A 22,724-nucleotide genomic window follows, 5' to 3' on the forward strand; every position below is an offset into this window, starting at 1 on the left:
GGCGAGGACGACGAGCGGAGCCTGCGCAACAAGCTGGACGCGCTGTACGTCCCCGGGCCACGGTGGGACGGCACCGCCGTGGTGGAGCCCGAACCGCCAGCGGAGTGGAAGGCCCGGTCCGCCGTGTTCGAGGCCCTGCGCGCGGACCGCGACCGAAAGGCGCTCGCTGCGGCGCCGCGGCCGTGAGACTGAGCGGGGCAGCAGTGTCCGGGATAGGGTGTCGCGGTGAACGTTGAGTGGGCCCCGAGGGCGGGGTCGGACGCCCGGGCGAGCTGTCCCCCGCCAGTGGCGGGCGGTCGGCGATGACGTCGATACCCGCGGCGGAGGCCCTGCTCCACGCCGGATCGGCCGGTGGTCGGCTGGCTGACCTCGTTCAGCAGCAGGACTGCGGAGCTGAGCAGAAATGCCCGTGGAGCCTGGTCCGCGCCGTAGGGCTGGCGGAGGAAAAACGCGCGGCCGCTGCCTGGATCGTCGCCGACGAGATCATGGCCTCCCGCACCGGAGTCGAGCACCAGGTCTACAGCCTCTGGCGGGAGGCCACCCTCGCCGGCACCAAGCTGACCGGGACCGACTCGACCCTGGTGTACGCCTTCGCCTTCAACGTGTTCGGCACCCCCTCGGCGATCAGCGGCGAGGGCCACGGCCTGCCCGGCTACGTGGGTGAGTGGCTCTGGTACCTGACGACGCGGGACCTCCCGCCGCCGGCCGGGCGCAGCGTGGAGTTCTTGTCGGCGCCGGGGATGGAGGTGCGCGACAGCGGTGGCGACGGGCTGATCATCCACCGGGTCGCGGAGGGCGGGCCGGAGCTGGTCTTTCGCCTGTGGGAGATGAAGAAGTACACCGGTGCTAAGCCGAATCTGACCCCGACGATCACGGGGGCGTGGAAGCAGCTGACCGAGCACGGTTCGCGCTATCTCGCGCAGATGTCGTGGGGCGGGAGGCTCCTCGACCCCGACATCGGAGAGTTCGTGAGCGGGCTGGTGGGGCACTGGGTGGAGGGGCATCCGTCGAGCGGCGGTGGGGTGAGCGTGGCGACGAACGCCGTGAACATCCCGCAGGGGAGGGCGTTCCAGTTGGCGCACAAGCACTTCCCCACCCACACCCATCCCGGGGCGATGCAGGGTCTGGTGGTGGCGGTCGACGACCTTGACGACTTCGCCCAGGCTGTGAGGGGGTACGTGTGGAGCGCACTCTAGATCCGGCGGTGCTGGCGGCGGCGCTCGGTGTGTACCGGCCCGACGGTGTCCTGCCGAGTCCTGAGGCCCTGCTGGAGACGATCACCAAGCTGGAGATCGCGGCGTTCCGCACCGAGTACGAGGTGGCGGACGAGACGGTGGGCACGGCGTGGCTGCTGCACGGGCTGGCCGCCCTGAACCCCGAGGCTCCGGGCTTCGACCGGGCGCGGATCCGGCACGCGTTTGCGGTCAGCGCGCACGTTCTCGACCTGGCGCTCGCGGACGAACGTCGCTCGCCAGCGGACCGGCTGCAGATCGCCTTCGCCGCCCAGGCCGGCTACCGGCGCTGCGAGCAGGACCCGAACGCGACTGCCGTCTACCGCCGCGTCGCCCACCTGGTGGACACCGAGGCCGGCCTTCCTACGCACATCGGGACGCTCGCGGTGGAGGCCGGTGTCGCGTTCCTCGGTCTGGACCGGCCCGCGCTGGTCGGCGCGCTGCGGACGTGGCGGCGCCAGTTCGCCGAACTCGGGGCGCTGCTGGGGCGAGACCGTACGTCCCTGGCGGGCACGATGTTCGGTCCCGCGGAGGCGGTCGTCGAAGCGGTTCACCACCTGCAGCTGCACCTGGTCCTCGGGGAGGCCGAGGATCTGCGGGCTGCCCGCGAGCTCCTGGTCTCGGTCGTCGAGCAGCGGGTGGGGCAGGGCGACCGACTGGCGCCGTGGGTGGCCGCCCACCTGCTGGAGCTGAGCGGGGAGCTCGCCGACAGCAGCCTCTACCGGCTGCTGCCGGCCGGTACGCCGGGCGCGGTGGCACGGACCTTCGCCCTGTCGAGCCCGCCGGTGATGACCCTGTGGCCGCCGCAGCGCGAGCTGCTGCGGCTGGAGCGCGGCAACCCGGTCGACCCCGCGACCGCGCGCAGCCTGATCAGCGTGCCCACCAGCGCGGGCAAGACGCTGATGGCGCAGCTGGTGATCTGCTCCCACCTGGCCCAGCGGGAGGGGCGGGTGCTGTACGTCTCGCCGATGCGTAGCCTGGGGCGGGAGATGAGGGCGGCGCTGCGGGGGCGGCTGCGCGGCCTGGGGTACCGGCTGGCGGCCGAGCGGCCGGACTTCCCCGTCGACCGGATCGACTTCGGTCACGGGGCGCTGACGGACGATGTGGAGATCGTGACTCCGGAGCGGCTCATGCACATGATCCGCAACAACCCCGAGGCGACGTTGGCCGATGTCGGGCTGATCGTCGTTGACGAGGCCCACCACCTCGCGCAGGGTCGGCGCGGCTTCGTGCTGGAGAGCCTGCTGGCGTTCCTGGCTGCGAGCACGTACGAGGTGCGGCTGGTACTGCTGTCTGCGGCGGTCGGCAATCGGGCCCAGCTGGCGTCGTGGCTGGAGCCTGACCGGCCCCCGCAGGAGGTGGTCTTCACCGACACCTGGCGCGGACCGCGTCGCCTCCATGGCCTGATCTACCCGTCGTTGCTCAAGGACCAGGCCGAACTCTCGCCCCGGCGCGCCAGCAAGAAGCAGCCCTCGACGACCAAGGCCACCGTGCCGGTGGCGATGCGCCTGGACCTGCGGCCCACCGCCGGCTCCCAGGTCGCCCATCTCATCACCGGCCGGCTCGGGGAGCGCACGTTCGCCGCCGTCAACTCGTGGGAGTGGAACGCCCGGACCAAGCTGTCCGGAGGGATCGCGAACTACAGGGTGTTCGCCGCCGGGGCCGCCGCTCTCACGAAGGCCGGCAGCGTCCTCATGGTCGTCGACACCAAGCGGGCCGCCCGCGACACCGCCCTGGCCATCGCCGAGCACCTGGACGAACGCCCCGAGGCCGCCGCGCTCACCGAGTACCTCGCCGACACGCTGGGCGCCGAGCACCCGCTGGTTCGCTGCACCCGCAACGGCGTCGCCTACCACCACGGCGACCTGCCCGACGACGTGCTCCAGGCCGTCGAAACCGCCCTGCGCGAGAACGAGCTGCTGGCCATCGCCAGCACCAGCACCCTCACCGACGGCGTCAACCTCCCCGTGCGCACCGTCATCATCCACAGCGGCGTGGACGGCGACCAGCGCCACTACGAGGGCCAGCGCCAACTGCTCGCGGCCGAGCTCCTCAACGCCGTCGGACGCGCCGGGCGGGCCGGACGGGAGAGCGAGGGCTGGATCCTGCTGACCCGCCCCTACCCGCCGACCTCCGCCGACTTCGACACCCTCACCCCCGACACCGACCAGCTCACCGTCGCCTCCGCCCTGCTCACCGAGGAGGCGCTCGCCGACCTGGCGGCCGCCGAGGAGCGGTTGCGCGACGACGCGGACGCCGTCTTCGCCCTCGCCGACAGCATCAGCGCGGACTTCGCCGCGTTCGTGTGGTTCCTCCTTGAGGCCGAGTCCGCGACCCCGGCCCTGTCGGGAGAACAGGGTCGGCTGGCCCCGGTGTGGCGCCTGCTGGCCATGGACCAAGATGGCGGCATGGCCGTCGCGGTGCGCTGGCACCTCCTCGCCATGAAGGTCGTCGAGGTGTACGACCGCACCAACGCCGACAGCGCCCGACGCTGGACCACCACGGGAACGAGCCTGCACTCCGCGCGGCTGCTCGACGGCCTGGCCCGCGACCTCTCCCGCGCCTTGGCGGAGCAGCACGCGCAGGAACCTCCCGCCGACCCGGCGACCGCATGGCTCACCGCGACACCGGAGTGGTCGCTGGAAAGAACCCTGGACTTCCTGGCCGAGCACGACATCTTCGGGCAGCTCCTCAACCTTCCCGAAGCCGCCCGGGCCTGGCACTTCACCACCCGCGAGCGCGCGGGATCACCTGTCGAGGTCCCCGTCACCGCGGCGGTGCGCAGCTGGGTGACCGGGGAGAGCATCCCCCGCCTCGCCCGTGCCTGGATGCCCGGTATCCCGGCCGAGTGGGCGCTGGAACAGGCTGTCCGCTGCATCAGCAGCACTTTCGAGCACGTCCTGTCCTGGACCCTCGGAGCCCTGATCAACCTGGTGAACGAAGCCAGCTCGCACGAACCGGGAACGCCGCTGCTCAACCCCCAGACGGCCTGGCACCTGCGGCACGGCGTCGACACCGAGCAGGCCCTGACCCTGCTCACCTCCGGCATCACCTCCCGCCGCCTGGCCCACGCCATCGGCAGCGACGCCGCCACCCACGGAATCCACCCCGCGGACCTCCGCGGATGGCTCTCATCCCAGGACGTCGACGGCTGGGCCACGTCCTACAGCGCGACGACCTACGAGATCGACGACCTCCTCGACTACGTCCGCACCCCCTCCAACCTCGTCAACGACCTGGTGGCCGGCACCACCGTTACTGTTCAGATCCGCGTCCTGCTGCCGATCGGCGATGCACCTGCCACCCTGGTGCGACCCAGCAGCGGCAGCGCGAGCATCGGCATCCATATCGACGGCCAGGTCGTCGCCACCGTGCCCCCCGATCGCCACCTCGACGTCCTAGCTATGCTCGACAGCGGCTTCGACCTCCACCACAGACTCCGCGGCAGCGACCTGATCACCAGCCGCGCGAACTTGCCTGGCGCGGCGCTCCGATGGCCGTAATCAACAGGCCGGGTCCGAACGCGGGCCTGGCCTAACCAGAAGGGGACTTCCCATGAGCGACGGCACCGTTGTTCCCCGGAGCGCCGACGGACCGATTCGCATCTCGGCGGCTGCGCTGCCGGCGATGGCGCGTATGTCGTCGGACGAGCGGGAGGTGCTGTTGATGCTCCTCACATCCTCGCTCAACCCGGACACGAGTGCCGTGTGGGTCAAGAAGGCGCTGGCGGGGCTGCGGAAGAAGAATCTCATCGCGAAGACCGACCACGGCTACGTCGTGAGCAGCGAGGTGGCCTCGTGACTGCGACGTGAACCAGGGCTGGACGAACAGGATCCGCGCACCGATGAACACCCGGCCGTCCGCGCGCACGAAGAACTCCTGCGGGTGATCGCTGAACAGGCGCCGCACACGATCGCCGCCATCGACGCGGTCCTGGACACCCACGTCGCCATCATCGCCTCCCGCTGGGGGGGTCGGGTGACGAACGGGGCCACCAACCGCGGACGGAGCGGGGACCGGCTGACCCGCCGGCCGAGGAACGGACCGGATCGGCGTGCGTGCAGAGCGGCTTGCTCGGGCATCGGAAAGTCCTATCTTGTCCCGAGGGTTACCGCCAGACTGGGCGCCATGGTCCTCGAACTTCCCCGCCCGGCCGTTGCGCCCGGGAGGCTGCCGCAGCACCCGACGGCCATCGACCCCACGGTGCTGCCCGGGCGGATGCTGCTGGCGGTGCTGGACACGAATGCCCTCCTGATCGAGGCGTGCAGCCAGGCCAAGCACAACCGCCCCCACCACCCGCTGGCCGCCCTCGCGGACACCCGGCGCGCGACTTCATACGTGGCCCCGCATGTCCTGGAGGAGCTCGACGAGCACCTGCCCAGGATGGCCCAGACCTTCGGGGTGCCGACCGACGCGGCAGGGCACGCGCTTCGGAAGAGCATCCTGCCGCTGGTGCGGGTGGTCGACCTGGAGATCCGCGACCACCTCGCACCGGGCACACGGCACATCCTGCGCCGGATCCCCGGCCTGCCCAAGGCGCAGCAGGGGGATCCGGACGACGCTCCGACGATGGCGTTGGCGGAGTTCCTGGGCCCCAGTGTGCTGTTCACCCGCGACCGGGTGTTCGAGCGGTTCGGGCTGGCGGTGATGGATTCGCTGGCGGTGGCGCAGACGCTGCTGCGGACGGCGGGTCTGGAGGCGAACGGGGCGAACGCGGTGCTCCTGGCCGGCTGTGTTCTGGAAGCCACCGTGGCGGGCGTCGGCGCGCTCGTGGATGTCGCGTCCCGGCGGCCCGGGCTGACGGCGGCCGCGGTGGCCGGAGCGCTCTGGTACCTGTGGCACACCGGTCGGCTGGCGGCGGGCTGGCGGCCGGTACTGTCCGGGCTCTGGGAGGTCGCGGAGTCGGTGCTGCAGCTGGTGGCCGACGCGCGGCAGGAGCACGCGGACCTGAGCGGGACGCTGACCGTGGTGGAGGCGACCGCGTTCCCGTCCGTGGAACAGTCGGCCGCGCGCTGCCTCGCCCGGTACGGCCGGCCGCTGACCGCCATGGAGTTGCGCGATGCCCTGGCCGGCCAAGTCGCCGTTCCGGTGTCGGCGGCCCGGCTGCGACGGGAGATGGGGGCGCACCGCGCCTTCGTACGACTCTCCCGGGACAGGTGGACCGTCGGACGGCCCGCGTCCGGGTGCCGGAAACCGTAGCGGCGCGGAGGGGGCCAGCAAGCCATGTTCAAGCGGTCACCAGCTGATTGTCGCTCCTCGCCTCGGCGGGGGACGGTCAGCTGGTGGGCTGAACAGAAGGTTCTCACCGCGGTGGGGGGAGTCGGCGCCGAGCCAGCGGGGCCGGGTACGGCGTGGGTTTGATATGGAACGGTCCCCGGCGCGGGTCCACGGTGGCGCTCTGCGGCTTGGCGTGCATCCGGCCCAGGACGGCACCACGGGTGCACCCGCTACCGGCTGCTGCTGCTTCGAACGACCGCCCGCACCGGCCACGGGCCGAGAAGCCCGTCTGGGTCTCATGGCAGGATCTCCCCCATGATTGCCGTGCTGGATGCCGTGGTGCTCGGTTGGTGGCCGCTTGCTGTTGTAGTGGCGGTTGTCGTTCACGAGCTCCACCAAGAGGGCTCTGCCCGGATCTGCGTGAATCCCCAGGTCGGGGCGTGAATGCAGGAACGTTCGCCCTGGGCAGCTCTCGTTCATGGGGGTCTGCTCGGTCGAGGATGTTCCGTTTCCCGGGATCGCTGTGCGGTTGGAGGGTGTGACCGCGACCGAGGAGGTGCTCTTCGCCGACGCGGTCGCGTGTGGACCGCCCGGTCGCTGCCCGTCATGCGGACGGAAGGCGGCCCGGGTCCATTCGACGTACCGGCGGACTCTGGCCGAACAGCCGCTGGGCGGAAGCAAGTTGGCCGTCCGACTCAGGGTTCTCCGGTTCTTCTGCGACCGCCGGTCGTGCGGACGGACGACGTTCGTCGAGCAGGTCGACCGGCTGACAGAACGTCATCGAAGGTCCAGTCTCGGGTTGAAGGAAGTGCTGCGCGCGGTTGCCGTCGAGCTGGGCGGCCGGGCCGGCGCACGGCTCTGCCGCAAGCTCCACCTGGCGGCCGGCCGGACCCCCCTGCTGGAACTGCTGGAGGCCCCGCCAGTGCCGGAGCGGGCTCCACGGGTGCTCGGCGTGGACGAGTTCGCCTTCCGGCGAGGTCGCCGGTACGGGACAATCCTGGTCGACGTCGAGACCGGGCGGGTAGTGGACGTTCTGCCCGACCGGACGTCCGAGACGTTCGCCGCATGGCTCACGGCGCATCCCGGTGCGGAGGATCATCTGCCGGGACAGGGCCTCGGCCTACACCAAGGCGGTCAAGCAGGCGGCCCCGGACGCCACCGAAGACGCTGATAGGTGGCACCTGCTGCAGAACCTCTCCGCAGCGGTGGAGAAGACCTGCCACCAGCACCGCTCCTGCCTGCGGAAACGGGCCGAGGAGGAGGATTCGCCCGAGCCCCCGATGGTGCTGTTGCCGCCACTGGAGCTGCCCCGCACCCAGGTGGTCGAGCGGACCCGCCACCGCTACGCGGACGTCCACCGGCTACTGGGGAAGGGCTGGACGATCAGCGCCATCGCCCGCCACCTTGGACTGGACCGCAAGACCGTGCGCGGTCGCGGCAGCCCAGGTCGCCCAACGGGCCGTCGCCACCGAGGGCTCCCCCCGCTGGCTGTCCCTGCTGGCGATGCGCGAGGCCCGCGGCTGGGCCCTGCAGCGCGACCGCTCCCAGACCGAGAGCGCCCTGGTCCGGGCCCACCACCACTACGCCGCCGACCCCCGCGACGCCTACCCGCCATGGCTGGAGTTCTACGTCCCCGCCGAACTGGCCGGCCTGGAGTCGCTGTGCCGCTCCGACCTCGGACAGCACGGCCGAGCCGGAAACGGCGCCGAGCAGGCCGTCATGCACTTCGGCACCGGCCACGCCAGAAACCGGGCCCTGTACACCGCCGACATCGCCCTGCACCGACTACGCGGACCCAGCCCCGACCTCGACGCCGCAACCGAGGCAGCCCTCAACGCCCTCGGCCACCTGCGCAGCATCCGCTCCGCCCGGCTCGAATGCTCCCTGCAACAGGTCGCCCTCCAGCTCGCCACTCACCCGGGCCCCACCACACACGACGCCCTCGACGCCTACCGCACCGCCCTGCCGGCCTCCGGGAGCAGCACATGAACACCCCCACCGACCTCACCCTCCGCACCCACGGCCCGCAGGCCACCACCGCCATGCTCGACACCCTCACCGACATCTGGACCGCCGCTCACACCGGCCACGACGACGTCGCCGACGCCGGCTTCACCCCCGACGCGCTGCGCCGCCAGATCACCGGCCACACCCGACACGACCACTTCACCCTGGTCACCGCCCACCCCGCAGGCGAAGGGGCGCCGATCGGCTTCGGCTACGGCTTCCGCTGCTCCCCCGCCTACTGGTTCGGCCTCACCCTGCTGTCCACCATCAGTAGCCCGGTCACAACCGTCGACACGCTCGCGGGACTGTGCGAGCTCGCGGTCCTGCCCGCCTGGCAGGGCAGGGGCGTCGGCAGCACCATCCACCACGCGCTCGTCGACGCCCTCGCCACCGACTGGGCCTCCCTGCTTGCGATGCCCGGCGAAGACCGTCCCGAACAGCGCCTCTACCGCCGACTCGGCTACCACTACGCCGGTCCCTACCAGCCGGCCCCGGACGCACCGGTGCTCGATCTTCTGCTGCTGTACCAGGGCTGCTGAGCAAAGTGTCCGCCGCGTCCCGACCAGTACAGGAGCAGCATGACCGCCACCCGTTCCCGCTCCGTACGGGAGCCTACCTCGCCTACCCGGACAACGCCGACGCCCGCACCGACATCTTCTACGCCAAGGAGAAGCTGACCGCGCCGTCACCGGCTACCCGTACTGGGGCGAGTCGGAGCAGGGGAAGGCCCTGCACGCCGCCGTTTCGCGGGCTCGGTCAGCGTCGTTCGACGCTGAAGCCGCTGTCGTGGAGTGCGGCGTTCCACCGGTCCCGGTCGAACCACTGGGTGATGTCCGGCGACATGGCGATGATCTGCTTCATCCGGTCGTTCCAGTCGTGGCCGGAGGGGCCGCGGCTGCCCTCGCACCCCTCGCACCCGTCCTCGCCGTGGATGTGGCCGGCCATCCACGCATTGACCGCCACGTTGACGATCACCGCGTACAGGTCGCCGCCGGTCTGCGCGAGGGAATCCGGTACGCCGCCCAGGATGATGGCGAGCTCGGGGTTGTTCACCGGCGGCATCGGAGCCACGCCAACTCCGCTGTTCGCGCTGGCCTCCTCGAACTCCTTGTTCTGCTGCGCGATGGTCTCGGCCAGTGCGGCTGCGTCGAAGTAGCGCCAGGCGGAGCGCTGCTGGATGCCCAGCCGGGCTGCGACCGTGGTCATGTTGGTCTCGATGACGTCCGCGACGGCCCCGGGCCGCACGGTCACGCCACGGCGAGCGAGCTCCGCCAGTGTCCCGGCGACGGCTTCCTTGAAGTCCTTGGTGTTCCTCACCGGCACAGCGTACGGCGCACAGGAATCGGACCAGGGGCGGTCGGGGGGCGGGGGCGCGCGCGAGCCTACTGTCGGTCGGCCGGCGCGAGGGGAGCGATGAAGCGGCGCAGCGCGCGGGCGGCGCCCATCATCAGGGCGAAGACGGTCACGGGCGAAAGCCCGAGGACGACGGTGCGCGCGGTTCCGGAGAGCGCGGAGTCGGCGAAGGCCATCAGTCCGAGGAGCAGTGCGACGCCGCCGAGGAGCATGGCGGTAAGTCGCGCGCCGACGGGGAACCAGGCCGGGCCCGGGATGTGCTCGACGGCGTGGGCGTGGGCGAGGTGGCCGGCGAAGTCGCCGGTGACGAGGCCGCACTCGCAAACGGTCTCGGTGCGCTGCTCGCCAGCGAGGACGGACGCGCCGACGTCCTCCCGGTGCCGGATGCCGTGGCGTCCGTCATCGATCCTGCGGCGGCTCACTGCGCCTCCCCGAATCCCTGGTGTGCCAAGTGCCCACTTTAGGGGCCGCCGCCGCCACCCGCGTGGCCGCGTTCCGTGGTTGCCTCGCACTGTCGGCGGACTCAATTAGCCTGTGTTCGTAGGCATTTGATGCTTAATAGGTCAAATGTTCTGAATGTGTGCTGTGTGTCACGCCGCCGAACGGGAGGACCACCGAACATGACCGCCCCCGCCCAGACCGCCCCCGCGCACGAACGCGCCGACCACGGCCCCTACCAGGCAGCCGACGCCGCCGGAATCAACCGCTACCTCTGGGACCTCGGACGCAACGCCGGGATCATCCCGGTCGCCGACACGGAGCGCGGCCGCTGGTCGGCGGCCGTCGTCCACCAACTGTGCACCGAACTGCCCGAGCTGCTGCCCCGCCTCGACGCCTTGCGCCCGCTCGGCGCCCGCAGGATCGCCGAGACGCTGCGCCAGGTGACCGGTGTGGCGGCCGTCGCTCCCGAGGACGTGCCGGTCCTGGCCGACCAGGGTCTGCTCCGGCGCCTCGGCACCTTCGAGGGGCACCCCACCTACGGTGCGCTGGAGGCCGAACAGTGGACGGACACGGCCGCCCTTGCCGCCGTCGTCGGCGAGCGCACCGCCTGGATCGAGGCCTCGCTGTCCACCGCCGGCGCAGCGAAGGCCTGCCCCTGGGCGGAGACCGAGAACGAGTTCACGTGGGCCGCCGAGCAGCGCGGCACGGTGTCCGGGCACCTCGGCCGATGGGCCGTCGCCGCAGTCGAAGCGCTGGCGGCGGACACCGAACTCGCCGAACTGGTGGAGGGGCGGCGCCTGATCCCCGGGGAACGCGCGGCGGACCTTCTCGACATCAGCTACACCCGGGACTTTCCGTACGTCCTGGCTGCCGGCTGGTTGGAGCCGGCGGGCTCGTGGTCCAAGCGGGCGGGCACGGTACGCACCGTGGAGGTCAGGCTCTACCGGACCGCCGACGTCCTCGCGCTGCGTGAACGCGGCGGGGTGGACTGGGAGGCCGTGCGGGCCGTCCCGCCGGGCCGGACCTCCGCCCTGCGCGCCCACGCCAAGAAGAAGCCCAGCCGGGCCGAGCTCGCCCGCCGCCTTGCGACCATGGTGGCCGAGCAGCACCAGGTGCCGGTGCACCTGCTCCACGACAACGTGCAGGACACCTGGAGCATCGCCTGCTCGCCGCAGGACGAACTGCTGCTGACCCGGCAGTTGCTCCTCGCCGCCGCCGACGGCAGCGCCGAGCTGGAGACCCTCGCCCGAGGACTGTGCTTGAAGGACGTCCGGCTGAAGACGCTGCTGACCGCCCGGGAGGTGTCGGCTCCGGGCGCCGGGCTGGTGATCGACACCGAGACCACCCGCCTCTACGACGCACGGGTGTGCGAGATCGCGGTGATCGACGCCCACACCGGCAAGACCCGGCTGAACCAGCTGATCAACCCGCAGACACCGAACCACGCCACCCACATCCACGGCATCACCGACGCGATGGTCGCCGATTGCCCCACCTGGGAGGAGATCCTGCCGAAGCTGCGCCGGATCACCCGCGGCAGGCGGCTGCTCGCCTACAACAGCAGCTTCGACCTGGGCGTGATCGCCGACCACACCCGCGCGGTCGGCCGCCGCCCGGGCCGCCTCGCGGAGAAGGCCTCCTGGTGGTGCCTGATGAACGCCCGGTCGGTGTGGGAGGTCCACCGGGACTACAAGCTCTACGGTCCCCACCGCGCTCTGGGCGACGCACAGGCGGCACGCGACGTCCTGCTCTCGATCGCCGAGGGCAGGGGTCTGGTCACCATCACCCCGGCCGGTCCGGGCGGGCCCTGAAGCGACGGTAGGGTGCGCAGGCTCCAAGAATTCAGCGGCGGGGCCTCCCGGCTCCCGGGAGGCCTCGCCGATTCGGCTTCAGCAGCCGCAGCCGCAGGTCGCGCACCAGCCACAGTCCCGGCAGCGCTCGCGCTCCAGGTCACCGCAGGGCTGGAAGCGGTCGCCGCCGTCCGACTGCGGGTCGGGGCAGTAGCACTCGCAGCAACTCCCGCACATCTCGTGGGTCCGGTCCTCGCGACGGCCGTCGACCACGATGGACGAGCGTTCCCCGCAATCACGGCACCGGAGCAGCTTCAGCTCCGGAGCCGGCGGGCGGGCGGCCACCTCGGCGGCCCACTGGGTGAGTGCGGCGAAGTCGGCCTCGGTGAGTCCGGTGCGCGGGTCCACCACGTGGAGGAGCACCGGCGCACCGTGGTCACGGGACAGGTCGCGCTGCAGGTTCACGGGGAAGCCGGCCGCGAGCCACGCGAACGGCAGGTCGGCGCCGGCGCGCTCCAGGCGGGTGGCGGCGATCACGTCCCTGCTCCGGTCGCGGATCGTGTCCGCCGGGTCCCACGGGGACCTGCCCGGGTCGTCCGGGCGGGCGAACAACGACCGGTCCTGCACAGGGATACATCCGGGCAGACGGGTCAGACCGGCTGCCGGGAGCAGCTCTTCGAGCTCCTCCGGCTGCCAGGGGCCGACCATGGTGAGGTCCATCGGCAGGGCCTCCAGGCGGGCGCCGATCTCGGGATTGAGGTGTAGCCAGTGGTACTTGGGCTTGGGGTAGGCCGGGTAGTCCTTCCAGGCCTGGGGGCTGACCGGGTGGGTGGTGTAGCCGGGGAGGTTCGCGGCGTCGCCGTAGCCGTAGGGCGACAGGACGCCGTCGATGTCGAACAGCAGCAGCGGGCGGGGCTGGGCGGTGGCGTTCAGCGCGGTGGGTACGACGGACGGCTGTGTCGTCACGGTGCGCTCCGGGGTGAGGGTGCGGGCAGGGTCAGGGACGCTCGGGCAGGTAGATGCCCCAGGCTGCGGCCAGGTCCAGCAGCAGGGTGGCGGGCAGGACGTCCTCGACCGCCCCGAGCAGGCTCAGCGGTTCGGTGTGCAGCCGCTCCAGCACGGGCAGGAGCTCCGGCTGCCGGGCGAGCTGGAACCGGCCGCCGGGCCGGTCGTGGCTGCTGCCGGGGCCGTAGTCGGCCAGCAGCACCTCGATCCGGCGGCGGTGGGCGGCCGTGAAGGCGCGCAGCCGGGCGGTGTAGGTGGTGGCGTCGTCGGCGATCGCTGTGGCCAGCGTGTCCGCGATGGTGGTGGTCAGCTCCAGGTCGAAGGGCCGTACTCCGGCGAGTTCGGCGTACAGGGGCAGGGCGGTGTGCAGCAGTTCGCCGGCGGTGATGCCGTCCCGGGTCCAGGTGTGGGGCGTCTGGTTGGCCAGGCGGGTACCGCGGCCCTGCTGCCAGTCGCGGATCTGGTCGCGGAGTTCGTCGATGCGCGGTCCCAGCTTGTCGTACAGGGCCTTGTTCGCCGCGTTCCAGCCGCGGGCGTAGTCCTCGCCGTGGCCCCGGTCCATGCCCAGCATCACGTCGTTGAGGTGGTGGGCGATGTCCAGGATGTCGGCTTCGAACGCGGCGACGAGGGCCTGCGCGTCGTGGTCGCTCTGGGCCCTGAGGACGAGCCAGAACAGCAGGGCGGTGCGGCTGTGCAGGCCCTCGCCCCACACGGTCGGCCAGGCGGAGTGGGTGGAAGGCGGGTCGGCGGTATCGGTCATCGGCGTCCCCCTTGGGTGGTGGCGGGTGTGGCCGGCGCTGTGCGCACAAACGTCGGCCTGGCTGAGCGGCGGGTCGGCCTGCAGCAGAAGCGGGCCTTTTTTGAGGTGAAGCAGGCGCTGAAGGGTCAGGTTCGGGTATTCCCGGCGTCGGGTCGGGAAGGGATCCGGCGCAAGCGCACCTTGTCGTAGCCCGGCTGGTCCTCCCAGGGGCCGAGGGCGTCGGCCAGGCAGTTCCAGCGCCGCACGGCGTCTTCGGGAAGGGGCTTGCCGGAGTGGGTAGCCAGGTCGGTCAGAAGGTCAGCCACCAGTTGCTGGACGAGAAACTCCATTGCGGTGGGTACGCGGTAGGCCTCGGAGCGGAAGTCCGAGTCCCTGGCGAGGCTGAGGGAACGATCACTGAGGAACGCAGCGGCTGCCAGGATGTCGGATTGGGTCGGGTACGGGCTGTCCACTGGAATCTCCTTGGACGGTTCGTAGGTCATGGCGTTGTCCGATCGCGCGGGTGGTGCGCCCTGGGCGGTCGGTGGGGAAGTCAGGTCGTCGCTGTGCGGCGCCAGCGCAGGTAGTCGGCGTACAGCTCGACGGAGCGCCGGTCAGCCAGGTGGAGTCTGGTGAAGGGGCCGGGGTCGTCGGTGCCGACGAGCCAGTCCGCGGTGACGCCCAGCTCGGCGGCGAGCCGGCGCAGTTCGACCGCGTTCACGCCGCGCCGCGCGTGTTCGATGTCGCTGACAGCGGACCGGGGCACGCCCAGGGCGGCGGCGATCCGGCTCTGGGGGTGCCCGGCGGCGCGGCGCGCCGAGCGGATGCGCTCGGCGAAGGCCCGGCGCTGCTCCGCGTCGGATTCCTTCCCGGTCACCGCATCGGCTCCGAGAGCGCGGTGCGGTCGTGGGTGTGGCGGTCGAGGAGCGGCAGTCCGCCCCGGCTGAACAGGACCGGGGTTGGGAGGTTCCTGTCCCGGCCGTCCCGGACCGCCCGGGCGTACGCGGCGGCCTCGTCGAAGGCCGCCGCGTAGACGCCGCGCTGCGCCCTGCGGCGGCGCCAGGCCCGGCCCACGGCGGTGCGCGCGGCGGCGACGTGCCGGTCGATGATCTCGTCCAGGAGTTCACGGCCGCGCTCGATGTGCGCCGCCATGGCCTTGCTCCGCTGCTCGGCGCCCATGCCGCGGGGCGGGGTCATGTCGAGGTCGAAGGCCCGGAGCACTTCCCGGGCCATGGCCCGCCACGCCTCGGAGTCGCTGGCGTTGAGGTCCCGGTTCACTCCCCCGCTCCCCCGGCCTCGTCCTCGTTTCCGGTGCGCCCGGCGGTCGCGGGCGCGAGGGCGAGCGGGTTGATCGGCGCCGTGCCGGCGTTGGACGGCAGGATGCCGAGGAACCGCAGGACGGCGATCTGCTGGGCGTCGAGCGTGCCGTCCTTCGCTGCGGCGACCTGCTTGGCCTGCCATTTTCCGGGGCGGAACTTCGGGTCGTTGCCGAGGCCGTCGCGGTTGACGGGGCCTTCGACGGTCCCGCCGGCGGCGAGGTAGGCGGCGTAGCGGCGGGCCGAGCGGTTCCAGTCCAGGTCCTGGCGCCACAGCGGGTCCAGCTTGTCCAGGCGGGCGCGCTGGTCGGCGGTGAGTGCGTCCGGGTTGAGCCGCTGGCGTCCCATCCAGGCGCCCACCTTGTAGCCGTCGATGGTGTGGGTGCTCGGGATCGCCAGGTGTCCTTCCTGGCGGTGGAAGACGAGGGCGTAGGCGAGGCCGCGTTCCCAGGCGTTGGCGTGCTTGGACCAGATCATGCCGATCTCGTTGAGCTCCGTCTTCCGGGCGGGGGCCATGGTGCCGGAGGCGTTGAGGTAGCGCTGCTGGTCGAGCCAGATGATGAGCTCGCGGTGCTTCTCCTTGTCGGTGACGTCCAGGTGGCCGTGCTCGGTGTGGAAGGCTGCGGCGATCCTGTACAGGCGCTCCCACTCCTGGGCACGGGGCGAGAACGCACGCAGCTTCAGGGCGCGCAGGATCTCGTCTTCGTGGTCTCCGGCGTCGATCCGCAGCCAGCTGACCGGCGATTCCTCCAGCGCCTCGTCCAGGAGGTCGCCGTCAGCGCCGTCGGTGGCGGCCTGCGGGTTGGCTCCGGCCTTCGGCAGGGTGCGCGGGCCGCTCGTACCGGCACGGCGGGTACGCAGTTCGGTGATACGGCCGACCACCCGGGAGTCCACGGAGGCCAGGGCGCGCAGCACCTGAAGGATCGGCCTGAACGGGCTGGCGGTGATCGCATCCTCGGCCTCGGCCTGGACAGCCGCGCCGGCCTCGATGACGTCGGCGGGGTCGGAGGTGGCGAGGTCGTCCGCCTCGCTGCCGTCGGTCTCGGCGTCCGGCGTGGGCAGGTAGACGGGCACGATGATGTAGGCGATCTTGCCCTGCTGCGGCTTCTGCCGCACGGCCCGGCCGAAGGCCTGCACGATGTCGATCTCGCTCGACTTGGGGTCCGCGAAGACGACCGCGTCGACGGCCTCGATGTCGATGCCCTCGCCCAGGAGCCTCGCGTTGCAGAGGATGCCGCACTCCTCGCCGTCCTCGCCGGTGTGGGCGGAAAAGCGGCTGAACGCCGCACGGCGGTCCTTGAGGCGGTCGTTGCCGGCGATGGCCGCGGTCCACAGCCGCTCGGGCCGGGCCCAGTCGGCGAGCGGGTCACCGGCGGCCTGGCGCGCCTTGTCGACGAGCAGGTCCGCGGTCTCCAGGAGGGTGCCGGAGAACTTCCGGGCGGAACTGATGCGCGAGTGGAAGGTGATGACGCGCCGCAGCCCGAGGTCGGCGACCGCGCGCAGCACGGCGACCTGGAGGGCGAGGCGCTGCAGGTCCTCGTTGGTCCGCTGGGAACGCAGGTCCGCGACGGCCGGCAGCATCAGCAGGTTCGCCAGGTCCTCGTCGGTGACGACCGGCACCAGCACCCGGTAGTCCGCGACCCAGCCCTCGTCCTGGGCCTGGACGTAGGTGTAGGGGGTGATGGGCTTGCCGAAGACCCGCTGGTCGTCCATGGAGTACAGGGCGGGCGCCGCCGTGCCGACGACCAGGTCGTTCAGGTCGTCGGAGCCGGAGCGCGGGGCGGCGATGCGGGGGGTGGCGGTGAAGTAGAGGCGGCGCAGGGCCGGGACCTTGTCGTCCTCGTGGATGGCCGCCCACGGCTTGTCGACGGCGCCCGCGGTGCGGTGGGCCTCGTCGATGACGACCAGGTCCCAGGCGGGCAGGCCGAAGTCCCTGTGAGCGCGGACGAGGCGTTCCAGGGAGGCGTAGGTCGCGTAGACGGTCATCGGCTGGTCGGGCTTGTCCGAGACGATCAGCGCCTCGTTGCCGCCGCTTCCGCGGACGGAGGCGAGGAGGTCGGCGAGGCGGGCGGCGTCGGTGGTGACCTCGGCCTCGATGTGGCCGCCGGCCTCGGCGCGTTCCAGGGCCTCGTCGCGCGAGCACGCCGCGACGGCCAGGCCGCGGCGGCCGAAGCGGGTGCTCCAGGCATTGGCCGTCTGCTCCAGCAGTTCGATGGTGGGCACGAGGACGAGGACACGGCCGTAGCGGGCGAGTCGGCGGGCGCACTCGGCCGACACGGCGGTCTTGCCGGAGCCGCAGGTCATCTCGACCGTGGCGCGGCCGCCGTTCTTCACCTCCCGGCACGCGGCGGTGGCGAGTCTCTTCTGGTAGTCCCGCAGCCTGGTGACGGTGATCTGCGGGGCGCCGCGGCGGCGGGCCGGCTTCGGCAGCGCGCGGGCCGACTCGCCCAGCTCTCGCTCGGGGGTCTGCGCGGTGGTGGAGGACGTGTCCACGGTCAGGGTTCCTCTTCCGTACGGGTCAGCCGTTGTTCTCGTCGCCGGGGGTGTTCCTGGGGCTGGTGAAGGGGGGCGCGTCGACGGCCCCGATGTCGACGCCCTCGCCCAGGATCCGGACGCTGTCGACGGAATGGGTCCGGGGATTGTCGTTGTCGTCGTCGCCCTGCGGCAGCTCGGGGTTGCCTTCGTGGTCGAGGTCGTGGTGCTTCCAGGGGTCGACGCCGCCGGGTCGGGTGGCCGGGCGGAGCTCGCCGCAGCCGGTGCCGCCGATGGTGCACAGCTGGAGGCGTTCGGGGTGGGCGAAGGAGCCGCGGGCGTAGCGGTTGCGGACCGCGCTGTCCGTGACGCCGAGGCGCTGGCCCATGCGAGCCCAGGAGGGGGCGGGGGTGCAGACGTCGCGCAGGGCGAGGACGAGTTCGTCGGCCAAAGCGTCGAACTCCTTCTGAGCGTCGGAGACGTGGCCGAGCAGGGCGAGCAGGGTGTCGGCGCGCTGGTCCTCGGGGGCGGTGTGCAGCCGGTGGTTGATCAGGAAGAGGTGTTCGCGGGCGTTGAGGGCTGCACGTACGAGCTCTGCCGTGCGGCGTCCGCCGGGGTTGAGGGCCTCGTTCCAGGTCAGTACGGCCCGCTTGGTGGTGGAGGTCAGCCGGCGGTACTCCTCCAGGGCGTCGAGGCAGTGGGTGCACAGGCCGGGGCGGGCGTCGGCGGGGTCGGCGTCGGCGGGCAGGTGACCGTCGAGGTTCTTGAGGACGGGGACCTGGCAGAACGTCTGCAGGGGTGTCAGCCCGAGGTGGAAAGCCGGGATCTCCTGGACCGTGGAGGTGCTGTGGACGAGGCCTTCGACGTAGGGCAGATGCGAGGGAAGCACGGGGAGCACGGCTCATTCTCCTTGCCATGGATAGCAACTGGCTTGCTAATTATGGCAAGCCGGTCCACGAGGGCGCAACCCTGAGCGGCAAGGATGACACTTAGTGTGATCATCGGCTTATCGCGGCTGCCCGGGGCGTATCGGGAGGATTTTCGCGTCGCCCTCCGGGGCCGGGGGCGGGCAGTGGTGGCCGGCGTGCCAGACCTTGGCCTCCTCCTCGGTGGCCGTGTCCGAGCCGGAGCGCCAGCAGGTCCGGCAGGTGGTGGTGCGGGTCTCGACGTTGAAGTCGAACTTCCTGCGCATCGGGGTGCCTCCTGGGACAGTGCAACAGAGTCAGCGGCGGCCGCGGGGGGTCGGCGGCGCCGCGACCCTCCCGCGGACCTGAAGGCACTGGAGGGTGGTGTCCTCGACGGCGTGGCCCGTCCCCACGGCCCTGGACTTCGTCGGCGAGGTGCGCGAGATCCTTCCGCAGCCGCTGCGGCTCACCTTCGGCAACGGGGACGGACAACGGCGCGAGCACACCCCGGACTTCCTGGTCCTGACGCGTGCTCCTCAGCGGAGCCGCTGACCTGTCAGCCCCATTTGGTAACGTCCGCACGCTCCTACCCAGATCCAGGAAGGTGTCCGTGATGACGACGTACGACGAGCTCACAACCTGGGCCGGAGTAGCGAATGTGACGAAAGCCGAGCCCGGCCGCGTGGCGGGGTGGCAGATCCCCGAGGACCAGAAGACGCTGCTGATCGACGTCGGAATCCCCATTGTCGACCAGTTGATCGAGTACGTCTCCCTGCAGACCGAAGCAGAGCCCGCACTCCAAACGACGTCCCGCGGTTCGCTCTACCGGCTTACCCAGAACCACCATGGCAATCTCCCGCCCGGTCTGCAGTGGTCCTTCGGCGTCGAACCCGAGACGGGGACGGTCTACTACGTCTTGCCCCGGGGCGAGGCATGGTTCGCCAACTCCTCCATCCACTTGTGGTTGCAGAGCCTGCACCACTACGGTCTGCGCGTCAGCCAGTCGGACATCCTCAGCGATCCGGACGACCAAGAGGAGGAGGCTCTCGCCGAACTGGGCCTGCTCGCGGACGAGCTCAAGAAGATCGACCCTCACGCCTTCGACGGCTACATCGGCTACATCTGGGCCGAGTTCCTCGCTCGCTGGCTCTGGTAATCACCTGCAACTACGTTGGCGTCTGAAACAGCCCGCCTGCAGACCTCGGTGTCAACCGTCGCGGCCAGGTGTCGCCTATCTAGAACAGTCGCACCCGCCCGCTTAAGCAGGCGCTCAGCCCCGCCAACTCAAGCACTAACCCGCATCTGAAGCGCTCAGTCGCAGGACTTCGGTGGCCTGGTGGCCGGTGGGTGTCCAGGTGCGGATCTCCAGGTAGACGATCTCGGCGTCCTCGGTGGCGCGGCCGGTCTCCACCAGCCAGGTCTTCACGGCATGGACGACGTCGCCGTGCGAGGCCGCGACCCGTCGGGACCACTCGGTGGCAAGGAAGCCGCCGGTGGCGGAGGAGCCGTAGCTGCGCTCCTGGGTGCCGTCCGCACGCGGGACCACGCCGCGTCGGACGCCGGGCGAGTCCTCCCGGGAGCCGGCCGGCAGGGTGAAGTAGCGGGACAGCATGCGCACGGTCAGGGCGACCCGGCCGTCAGCCTGCGCCGCGGTGTGGATGACGCCGGCCAGGTGCGCTGCGCCGGACCTGATCGCCTGCCTCCCGGCCCGGCCGGCCATGCTCCCGCCCGGCTTGCCGATCACGTCCTTGCCCCGCACCCGCGCCTTCTGCCCGGTCCTCGTACGGCGCCGCTGCACGTTCTCCCGCGCGACGGCCGACAGTGCCTCGGGGTCACGCTCGCCCCCGCGCACCGCGCGCACGACCTGGCGCAGCGCGGCGACCATGCTGGCGCCCTTGCCCTTGGTGAAGAACTGCGAGACCAGGGAGGCGTCACGGCCGAGCATCCCGGCGACCTGGCGCTTGGTGTAACCCTGGTCGACGAGTTCCTGGGTGAGGCGGGCGGCCTCGTTCGGCCGGTTCGGGTCGGCAGGACTCACCGCTCACCTCCGGCGGCCAGTTCAGCGCGGCCCAGGCCGCGCAGCTTCAGGTACTCCTCCTGGGACTTCGGGTGCTCGACCGGGCCGGTCAGGTGCCCCTTGAGGAGGTAGTCGCCGGGCTCCCCCCGGTAGGGCCAGGGCTGGCGCTCGGTCAGGCCCATGCCGTCGGTGCCGAAGTACACGACGCTGCCGGGCTTCGCATGCAGGGCGCCGGCGTAGCCGACGACCTCCTTGCCCTCGCGGTACTTCACGTCCAGCAGCGCCGCCCTGGCCCCGGACCACACGTAGGCGGCCCACTCGGGGTGCGCGTAGGGGTCGCGGCGGAAGCCGGCCTGCCGCTGCCAGGTGACCACCTGGTCGTCCTGGCCGAGGATCTCCACCCCGGCCGGGAGTGCCTCGCCGACCGGAGTGGTGCCGGATACCAGGCGGGGGCGCTGCGCGAACCCGCCGAGGCCGAACAGCAGCACCGAGCGGACGGCGCGGCTGGCGAGGTAGGCGGCGGCGCGCTGGCGCTCGTCAGCGTGGATGCGGGAGAGGTTGGTCAGGTCCGCCCAGGCGGCCTTGAGGCGCTTGCCCCACTCATCGAGCGGCTTGCCGTCCTCGAAGAGCAGGCCACCGAGGATCTCGATCCGCCACGGCGCGATGTGGTTCGACAGCGCGAGGTGGACCTCCGCCCCGCCCGCCCACGTGGTGAACGTCGCACCAGGCTCCGACGGGTAGACCCATGCGCGGTCACCGGTCACCGGGGCCGGGAGCAGGCCGACGTGGTTCCAGCCCGCCGGGACGGTCACCTTGATGTTCCAGTGCGAGCAGGACATCAGCGCCTTCACCTGCTCCTGCTCGGTCATCGCCGCGAACGCGGCCGCAGTGATCCGGCGCGGCGTGCCCACCGGGCTCTTCCACAAGTGCTTCGCGTAGGCGAACGTGCGGTCGTACTCGACCAGCGCGGGCAGCTGCTCCGGCACGCGCGGGGGCAGGATCAGCTCGGTACGGCCCTGGCCGCCGGTGGCGTGCAGCAGGCCCCGCAGTTCCTCGCTGAGGACCGGATAGCCACCGGCCCACTTGCCGGTCGTCGGGATGGTGCGCGACCACAGGTCCCGGCCGGTCTGCGACGGGGAGCCCAAGAGCACGGCGTCGGCCCAGTGACGGCGCAGCGCCTGCCACAGCAGGGTGAACGCCTGGCGGCAGGTGACGACATCGGCGCCGTCCGGGTCGAACCACTCCCCAATGGAACGGATCTCGGTGGTGCCGCTGTCCGGCGCGGCGGCGGGGGCGTAGCGGCCGACGGGCTGGCGCTGGTGGACGAAGTGCCCGGCCAGCTTGTCCCGTCCCGAGCCGACCGCGGTGGTCCACCGCTCGGACGGAGCGTTCAGCCAGGCGGCGACGGCGTCCTTGAGCGTGCTGTAGCGCTCGGCGCCGTCGTGCCAGGGGGCACCGGCGGTGATGTAGATCCGTTCGGTGCCGGGGGCGGCGTGCAGGGCAGCGTCGAGGATCTCCCCGGGGGTGCGGGCGCCGAGGTCGAGGCGCACCACGCGGTCGCGCACGGTGAGGTCGCCGGTCGCCGCGTCGAGGAAGACCGTGTTGCGGGCGTGCTGGACGTAGGGCGGCCGCTTAGAGACCAGGCCGGTGGTCACGGCTTCGAACCGGGCGCCGGCCGGGCCCTCGGGGAGGGTGGGCAGCTCGCGCGGACCGGATGCGGCGGCCGAGCGAACCACCGCTGCGGCCGGAGCCACCGGAGCCGTCGGGACGACCGGCGCAGCGGTGACGGGCGCAGCCGGGGCGGGCTGCTCCTCGGTCTCGGCCGGCGCCTCGACGGCCGGGGCCGGGGCCGGTTGCTCGACGACTGCGGCGGGGCGGGTCAGTGCCGGGGCGACCGCGGTGGCCAGCTCGGACGCCGGCACGCCCTTCGGCGCCTCGGCGGGCACAGCCTGGGCCTCGGCCTGGGCGGCACGGATGGCGGGCGGGGTCGGGTCCAGCAGCGGGGCGATCCGGACGACGTCGACGACCTGCAGACCGGCCGCCTTCGCGATGGCGTCGGCCTTCGCACCCTCGTGCGCCGTGAGCCCGGACACCCGGCGCGCACGCTGGGCGGTGAGCTTGTCCAGCTTGTTCTGCGCGGTGGCTACGGCCTTCTCGGCGGTCGTGATCTCGGCACGCAGCTCGCGCAGGGCGGCGAGTTCGGCGGTGTACGTCTTGCGGTCCATCAGCG

General features: G+C 71.7%; 23 protein-coding genes. 11 read left to right on the forward strand and 12 right to left on the reverse strand.

The window, feature by feature from the left end; genetic code table 11:
• The 8 genes from ABZY91_RS00005 to ABZY91_RS00040 form a co-directional block, all read left to right on the forward strand.
• On the forward strand, positions 1-186 hold a 186-nt coding region (locus tag ABZY91_RS00005; protein WP_355398480.1), incomplete at its 5' end, for a hypothetical protein.
• A gap of 116 nt (positions 187-302) precedes the next feature.
• Positions 303-1,196: a hypothetical protein gene (locus ABZY91_RS00010; protein WP_355398482.1), complete on the forward strand. Its 894-nt coding sequence runs from the start codon at positions 303-305 to the stop codon at positions 1,194-1,196.
• A complete protein-coding gene (locus tag ABZY91_RS00015) occupies positions 1,181-4,735 on the forward strand; it encodes a DEAD/DEAH box helicase (RefSeq protein WP_355398484.1) in 3,555 nt (1,184 codons plus the stop codon). The genes ABZY91_RS00010 and ABZY91_RS00015 overlap by 16 nt, the downstream gene beginning before the upstream one ends.
• Before the next feature lie 52 nt (positions 4,736-4,787).
• Positions 4,788-5,033 carry a hypothetical protein gene (locus ABZY91_RS00020; protein WP_355398486.1) on the forward strand — a complete coding sequence of 82 codons (246 nt, stop codon included), beginning with the start codon at positions 4,788-4,790 and terminating at the stop codon, positions 5,031-5,033.
• Positions 5,034-5,360: 327 nt separating this feature from the next.
• Positions 5,361-6,431, forward strand: a complete 1,071-nt coding sequence (locus ABZY91_RS00025) for a hypothetical protein (protein ID WP_355398488.1) — start codon at positions 5,361-5,363, stop codon at positions 6,429-6,431.
• 496 nt (positions 6,432-6,927) lie between these two features.
• Positions 6,928-7,620 carry a transposase gene (locus ABZY91_RS00030; protein ID WP_355398490.1) on the forward strand — a complete coding sequence of 231 codons (693 nt, stop codon included), beginning with the start codon at positions 6,928-6,930 and terminating at the stop codon, positions 7,618-7,620.
• Between the two features lie 233 nt (positions 7,621-7,853).
• Positions 7,854-8,438, forward strand: coding sequence for a hypothetical protein (locus ABZY91_RS00035; protein WP_355398866.1), 585 nt, complete (start codon positions 7,854-7,856; stop codon positions 8,436-8,438).
• A complete protein-coding gene (locus ABZY91_RS00040; RefSeq protein WP_355398856.1) occupies positions 8,435-8,995 on the forward strand; it encodes a GNAT family N-acetyltransferase in 561 nt (186 codons plus the stop codon). Before ABZY91_RS00035 ends, ABZY91_RS00040 begins: the two co-directional genes overlap by 4 nt.
• Before the next feature lie 217 nt (positions 8,996-9,212).
• Here the strand turns inward: ABZY91_RS00040 and ABZY91_RS00045 are convergent, their stop codons facing one another.
• Positions 9,213-9,773 carry a hypothetical protein gene (locus tag ABZY91_RS00045; RefSeq protein ID WP_355398492.1) on the reverse strand — a complete coding sequence of 187 codons (561 nt, stop codon included), beginning with the start codon at positions 9,771-9,773 and terminating at the stop codon, positions 9,213-9,215.
• 65 nt (positions 9,774-9,838) lie between these two features.
• Positions 9,839-10,231, reverse strand: a complete 393-nt coding sequence (locus ABZY91_RS00050) for a hypothetical protein (protein ID WP_355398494.1) — start codon at positions 10,229-10,231, stop codon at positions 9,839-9,841.
• Positions 10,232-10,429: 198 nt separating this feature from the next.
• Between ABZY91_RS00050 and ABZY91_RS00055 the strand changes: the two genes are divergently transcribed.
• Positions 10,430-12,061 (forward strand): 3'-5' exonuclease, encoded by a 1,632-nt coding sequence (locus ABZY91_RS00055; protein WP_355398496.1) that lies wholly within the window; start codon positions 10,430-10,432, stop codon positions 12,059-12,061.
• A 78-nt stretch (positions 12,062-12,139) separates the two neighbouring features.
• Here ABZY91_RS00055 and ABZY91_RS00060 read toward each other — a convergent pair whose 3' ends face one another.
• The 8 genes from ABZY91_RS00060 to ABZY91_RS00095 form a co-directional block, all read right to left on the reverse strand.
• A complete protein-coding gene (locus ABZY91_RS00060; protein ID WP_355398498.1) occupies positions 12,140-13,006 on the reverse strand; it encodes a hypothetical protein in 867 nt (288 codons plus the stop codon).
• A gap of 31 nt (positions 13,007-13,037) precedes the next feature.
• A complete protein-coding gene (locus tag ABZY91_RS00065; protein ID WP_355398500.1) occupies positions 13,038-13,805 on the reverse strand; it encodes a hypothetical protein in 768 nt (255 codons plus the stop codon).
• Between the two features lie 125 nt (positions 13,806-13,930).
• Positions 13,931-14,287, reverse strand: a complete 357-nt coding sequence (locus ABZY91_RS00070) for a hypothetical protein (protein ID WP_355398502.1) — start codon at positions 14,285-14,287, stop codon at positions 13,931-13,933.
• Between the two features lie 50 nt (positions 14,288-14,337).
• Positions 14,338-14,661, reverse strand: coding sequence for a helix-turn-helix transcriptional regulator (locus ABZY91_RS00075; RefSeq protein WP_355398504.1), 324 nt, complete (start codon positions 14,659-14,661; stop codon positions 14,338-14,340).
• Entirely contained in the window at positions 14,658-15,062 is a 405-nt protein-coding gene (locus ABZY91_RS00080; RefSeq protein ID WP_355398506.1) for a hypothetical protein, read from the reverse strand. Before ABZY91_RS00080 ends, ABZY91_RS00075 begins: the two co-directional genes overlap by 4 nt.
• Entirely contained in the window at positions 15,059-17,593 is a 2,535-nt protein-coding gene (locus tag ABZY91_RS00085; RefSeq protein ID WP_355398508.1) for a Helicase associated domain protein, read from the reverse strand. The genes ABZY91_RS00080 and ABZY91_RS00085 overlap by 4 nt, the downstream gene beginning before the upstream one ends.
• 25 nt (positions 17,594-17,618) lie before the next feature.
• Positions 17,619-18,470: a hypothetical protein gene (locus tag ABZY91_RS00090; RefSeq protein WP_355398510.1), complete on the reverse strand. Its 852-nt coding sequence runs from the start codon at positions 18,468-18,470 to the stop codon at positions 17,619-17,621.
• A gap of 108 nt (positions 18,471-18,578) precedes the next feature.
• On the reverse strand, positions 18,579-18,764 hold the full coding sequence (locus tag ABZY91_RS00095) for a hypothetical protein (protein ID WP_355398512.1): 186 nt from the start codon (positions 18,762-18,764) through the stop codon (positions 18,579-18,581).
• A 97-nt stretch (positions 18,765-18,861) separates the two neighbouring features.
• Between ABZY91_RS00095 and ABZY91_RS00100 the strand changes: the two genes are divergently transcribed.
• Both ABZY91_RS00100 and ABZY91_RS00105 read left to right on the forward strand, forming a co-directional pair.
• Positions 18,862-19,029, forward strand: a complete 168-nt coding sequence (locus ABZY91_RS00100; protein WP_355398514.1) for a hypothetical protein — start codon at positions 18,862-18,864, stop codon at positions 19,027-19,029.
• Between the two features lie 61 nt (positions 19,030-19,090).
• A complete protein-coding gene (locus ABZY91_RS00105; protein ID WP_355398516.1) occupies positions 19,091-19,633 on the forward strand; it encodes an SUKH-4 family immunity protein in 543 nt (180 codons plus the stop codon).
• A 135-nt stretch (positions 19,634-19,768) separates the two neighbouring features.
• On the opposite strand, the gene ABZY91_RS00110 is transcribed toward ABZY91_RS00105, so the two are convergent.
• Positions 19,769-20,515 carry a helix-turn-helix domain containing protein gene (locus tag ABZY91_RS00110; RefSeq protein ID WP_355398518.1) on the reverse strand — a complete coding sequence of 249 codons (747 nt, stop codon included), beginning with the start codon at positions 20,513-20,515 and terminating at the stop codon, positions 19,769-19,771.
• Positions 20,512-22,719 carry a hypothetical protein gene (locus ABZY91_RS00115; protein ID WP_355398520.1) on the reverse strand — a complete coding sequence of 736 codons (2,208 nt, stop codon included), beginning with the start codon at positions 22,717-22,719 and terminating at the stop codon, positions 20,512-20,514. Before ABZY91_RS00115 ends, ABZY91_RS00110 begins: the two co-directional genes overlap by 4 nt.
• Positions 22,720-22,724: the final 5 nt, after the last annotated feature.

This window comes from Kitasatospora sp. NPDC002965 (assembly GCF_040611255.1).
Lineage (GTDB): Bacteria > Actinomycetota > Actinomycetes > Streptomycetales > Streptomycetaceae > Kitasatospora.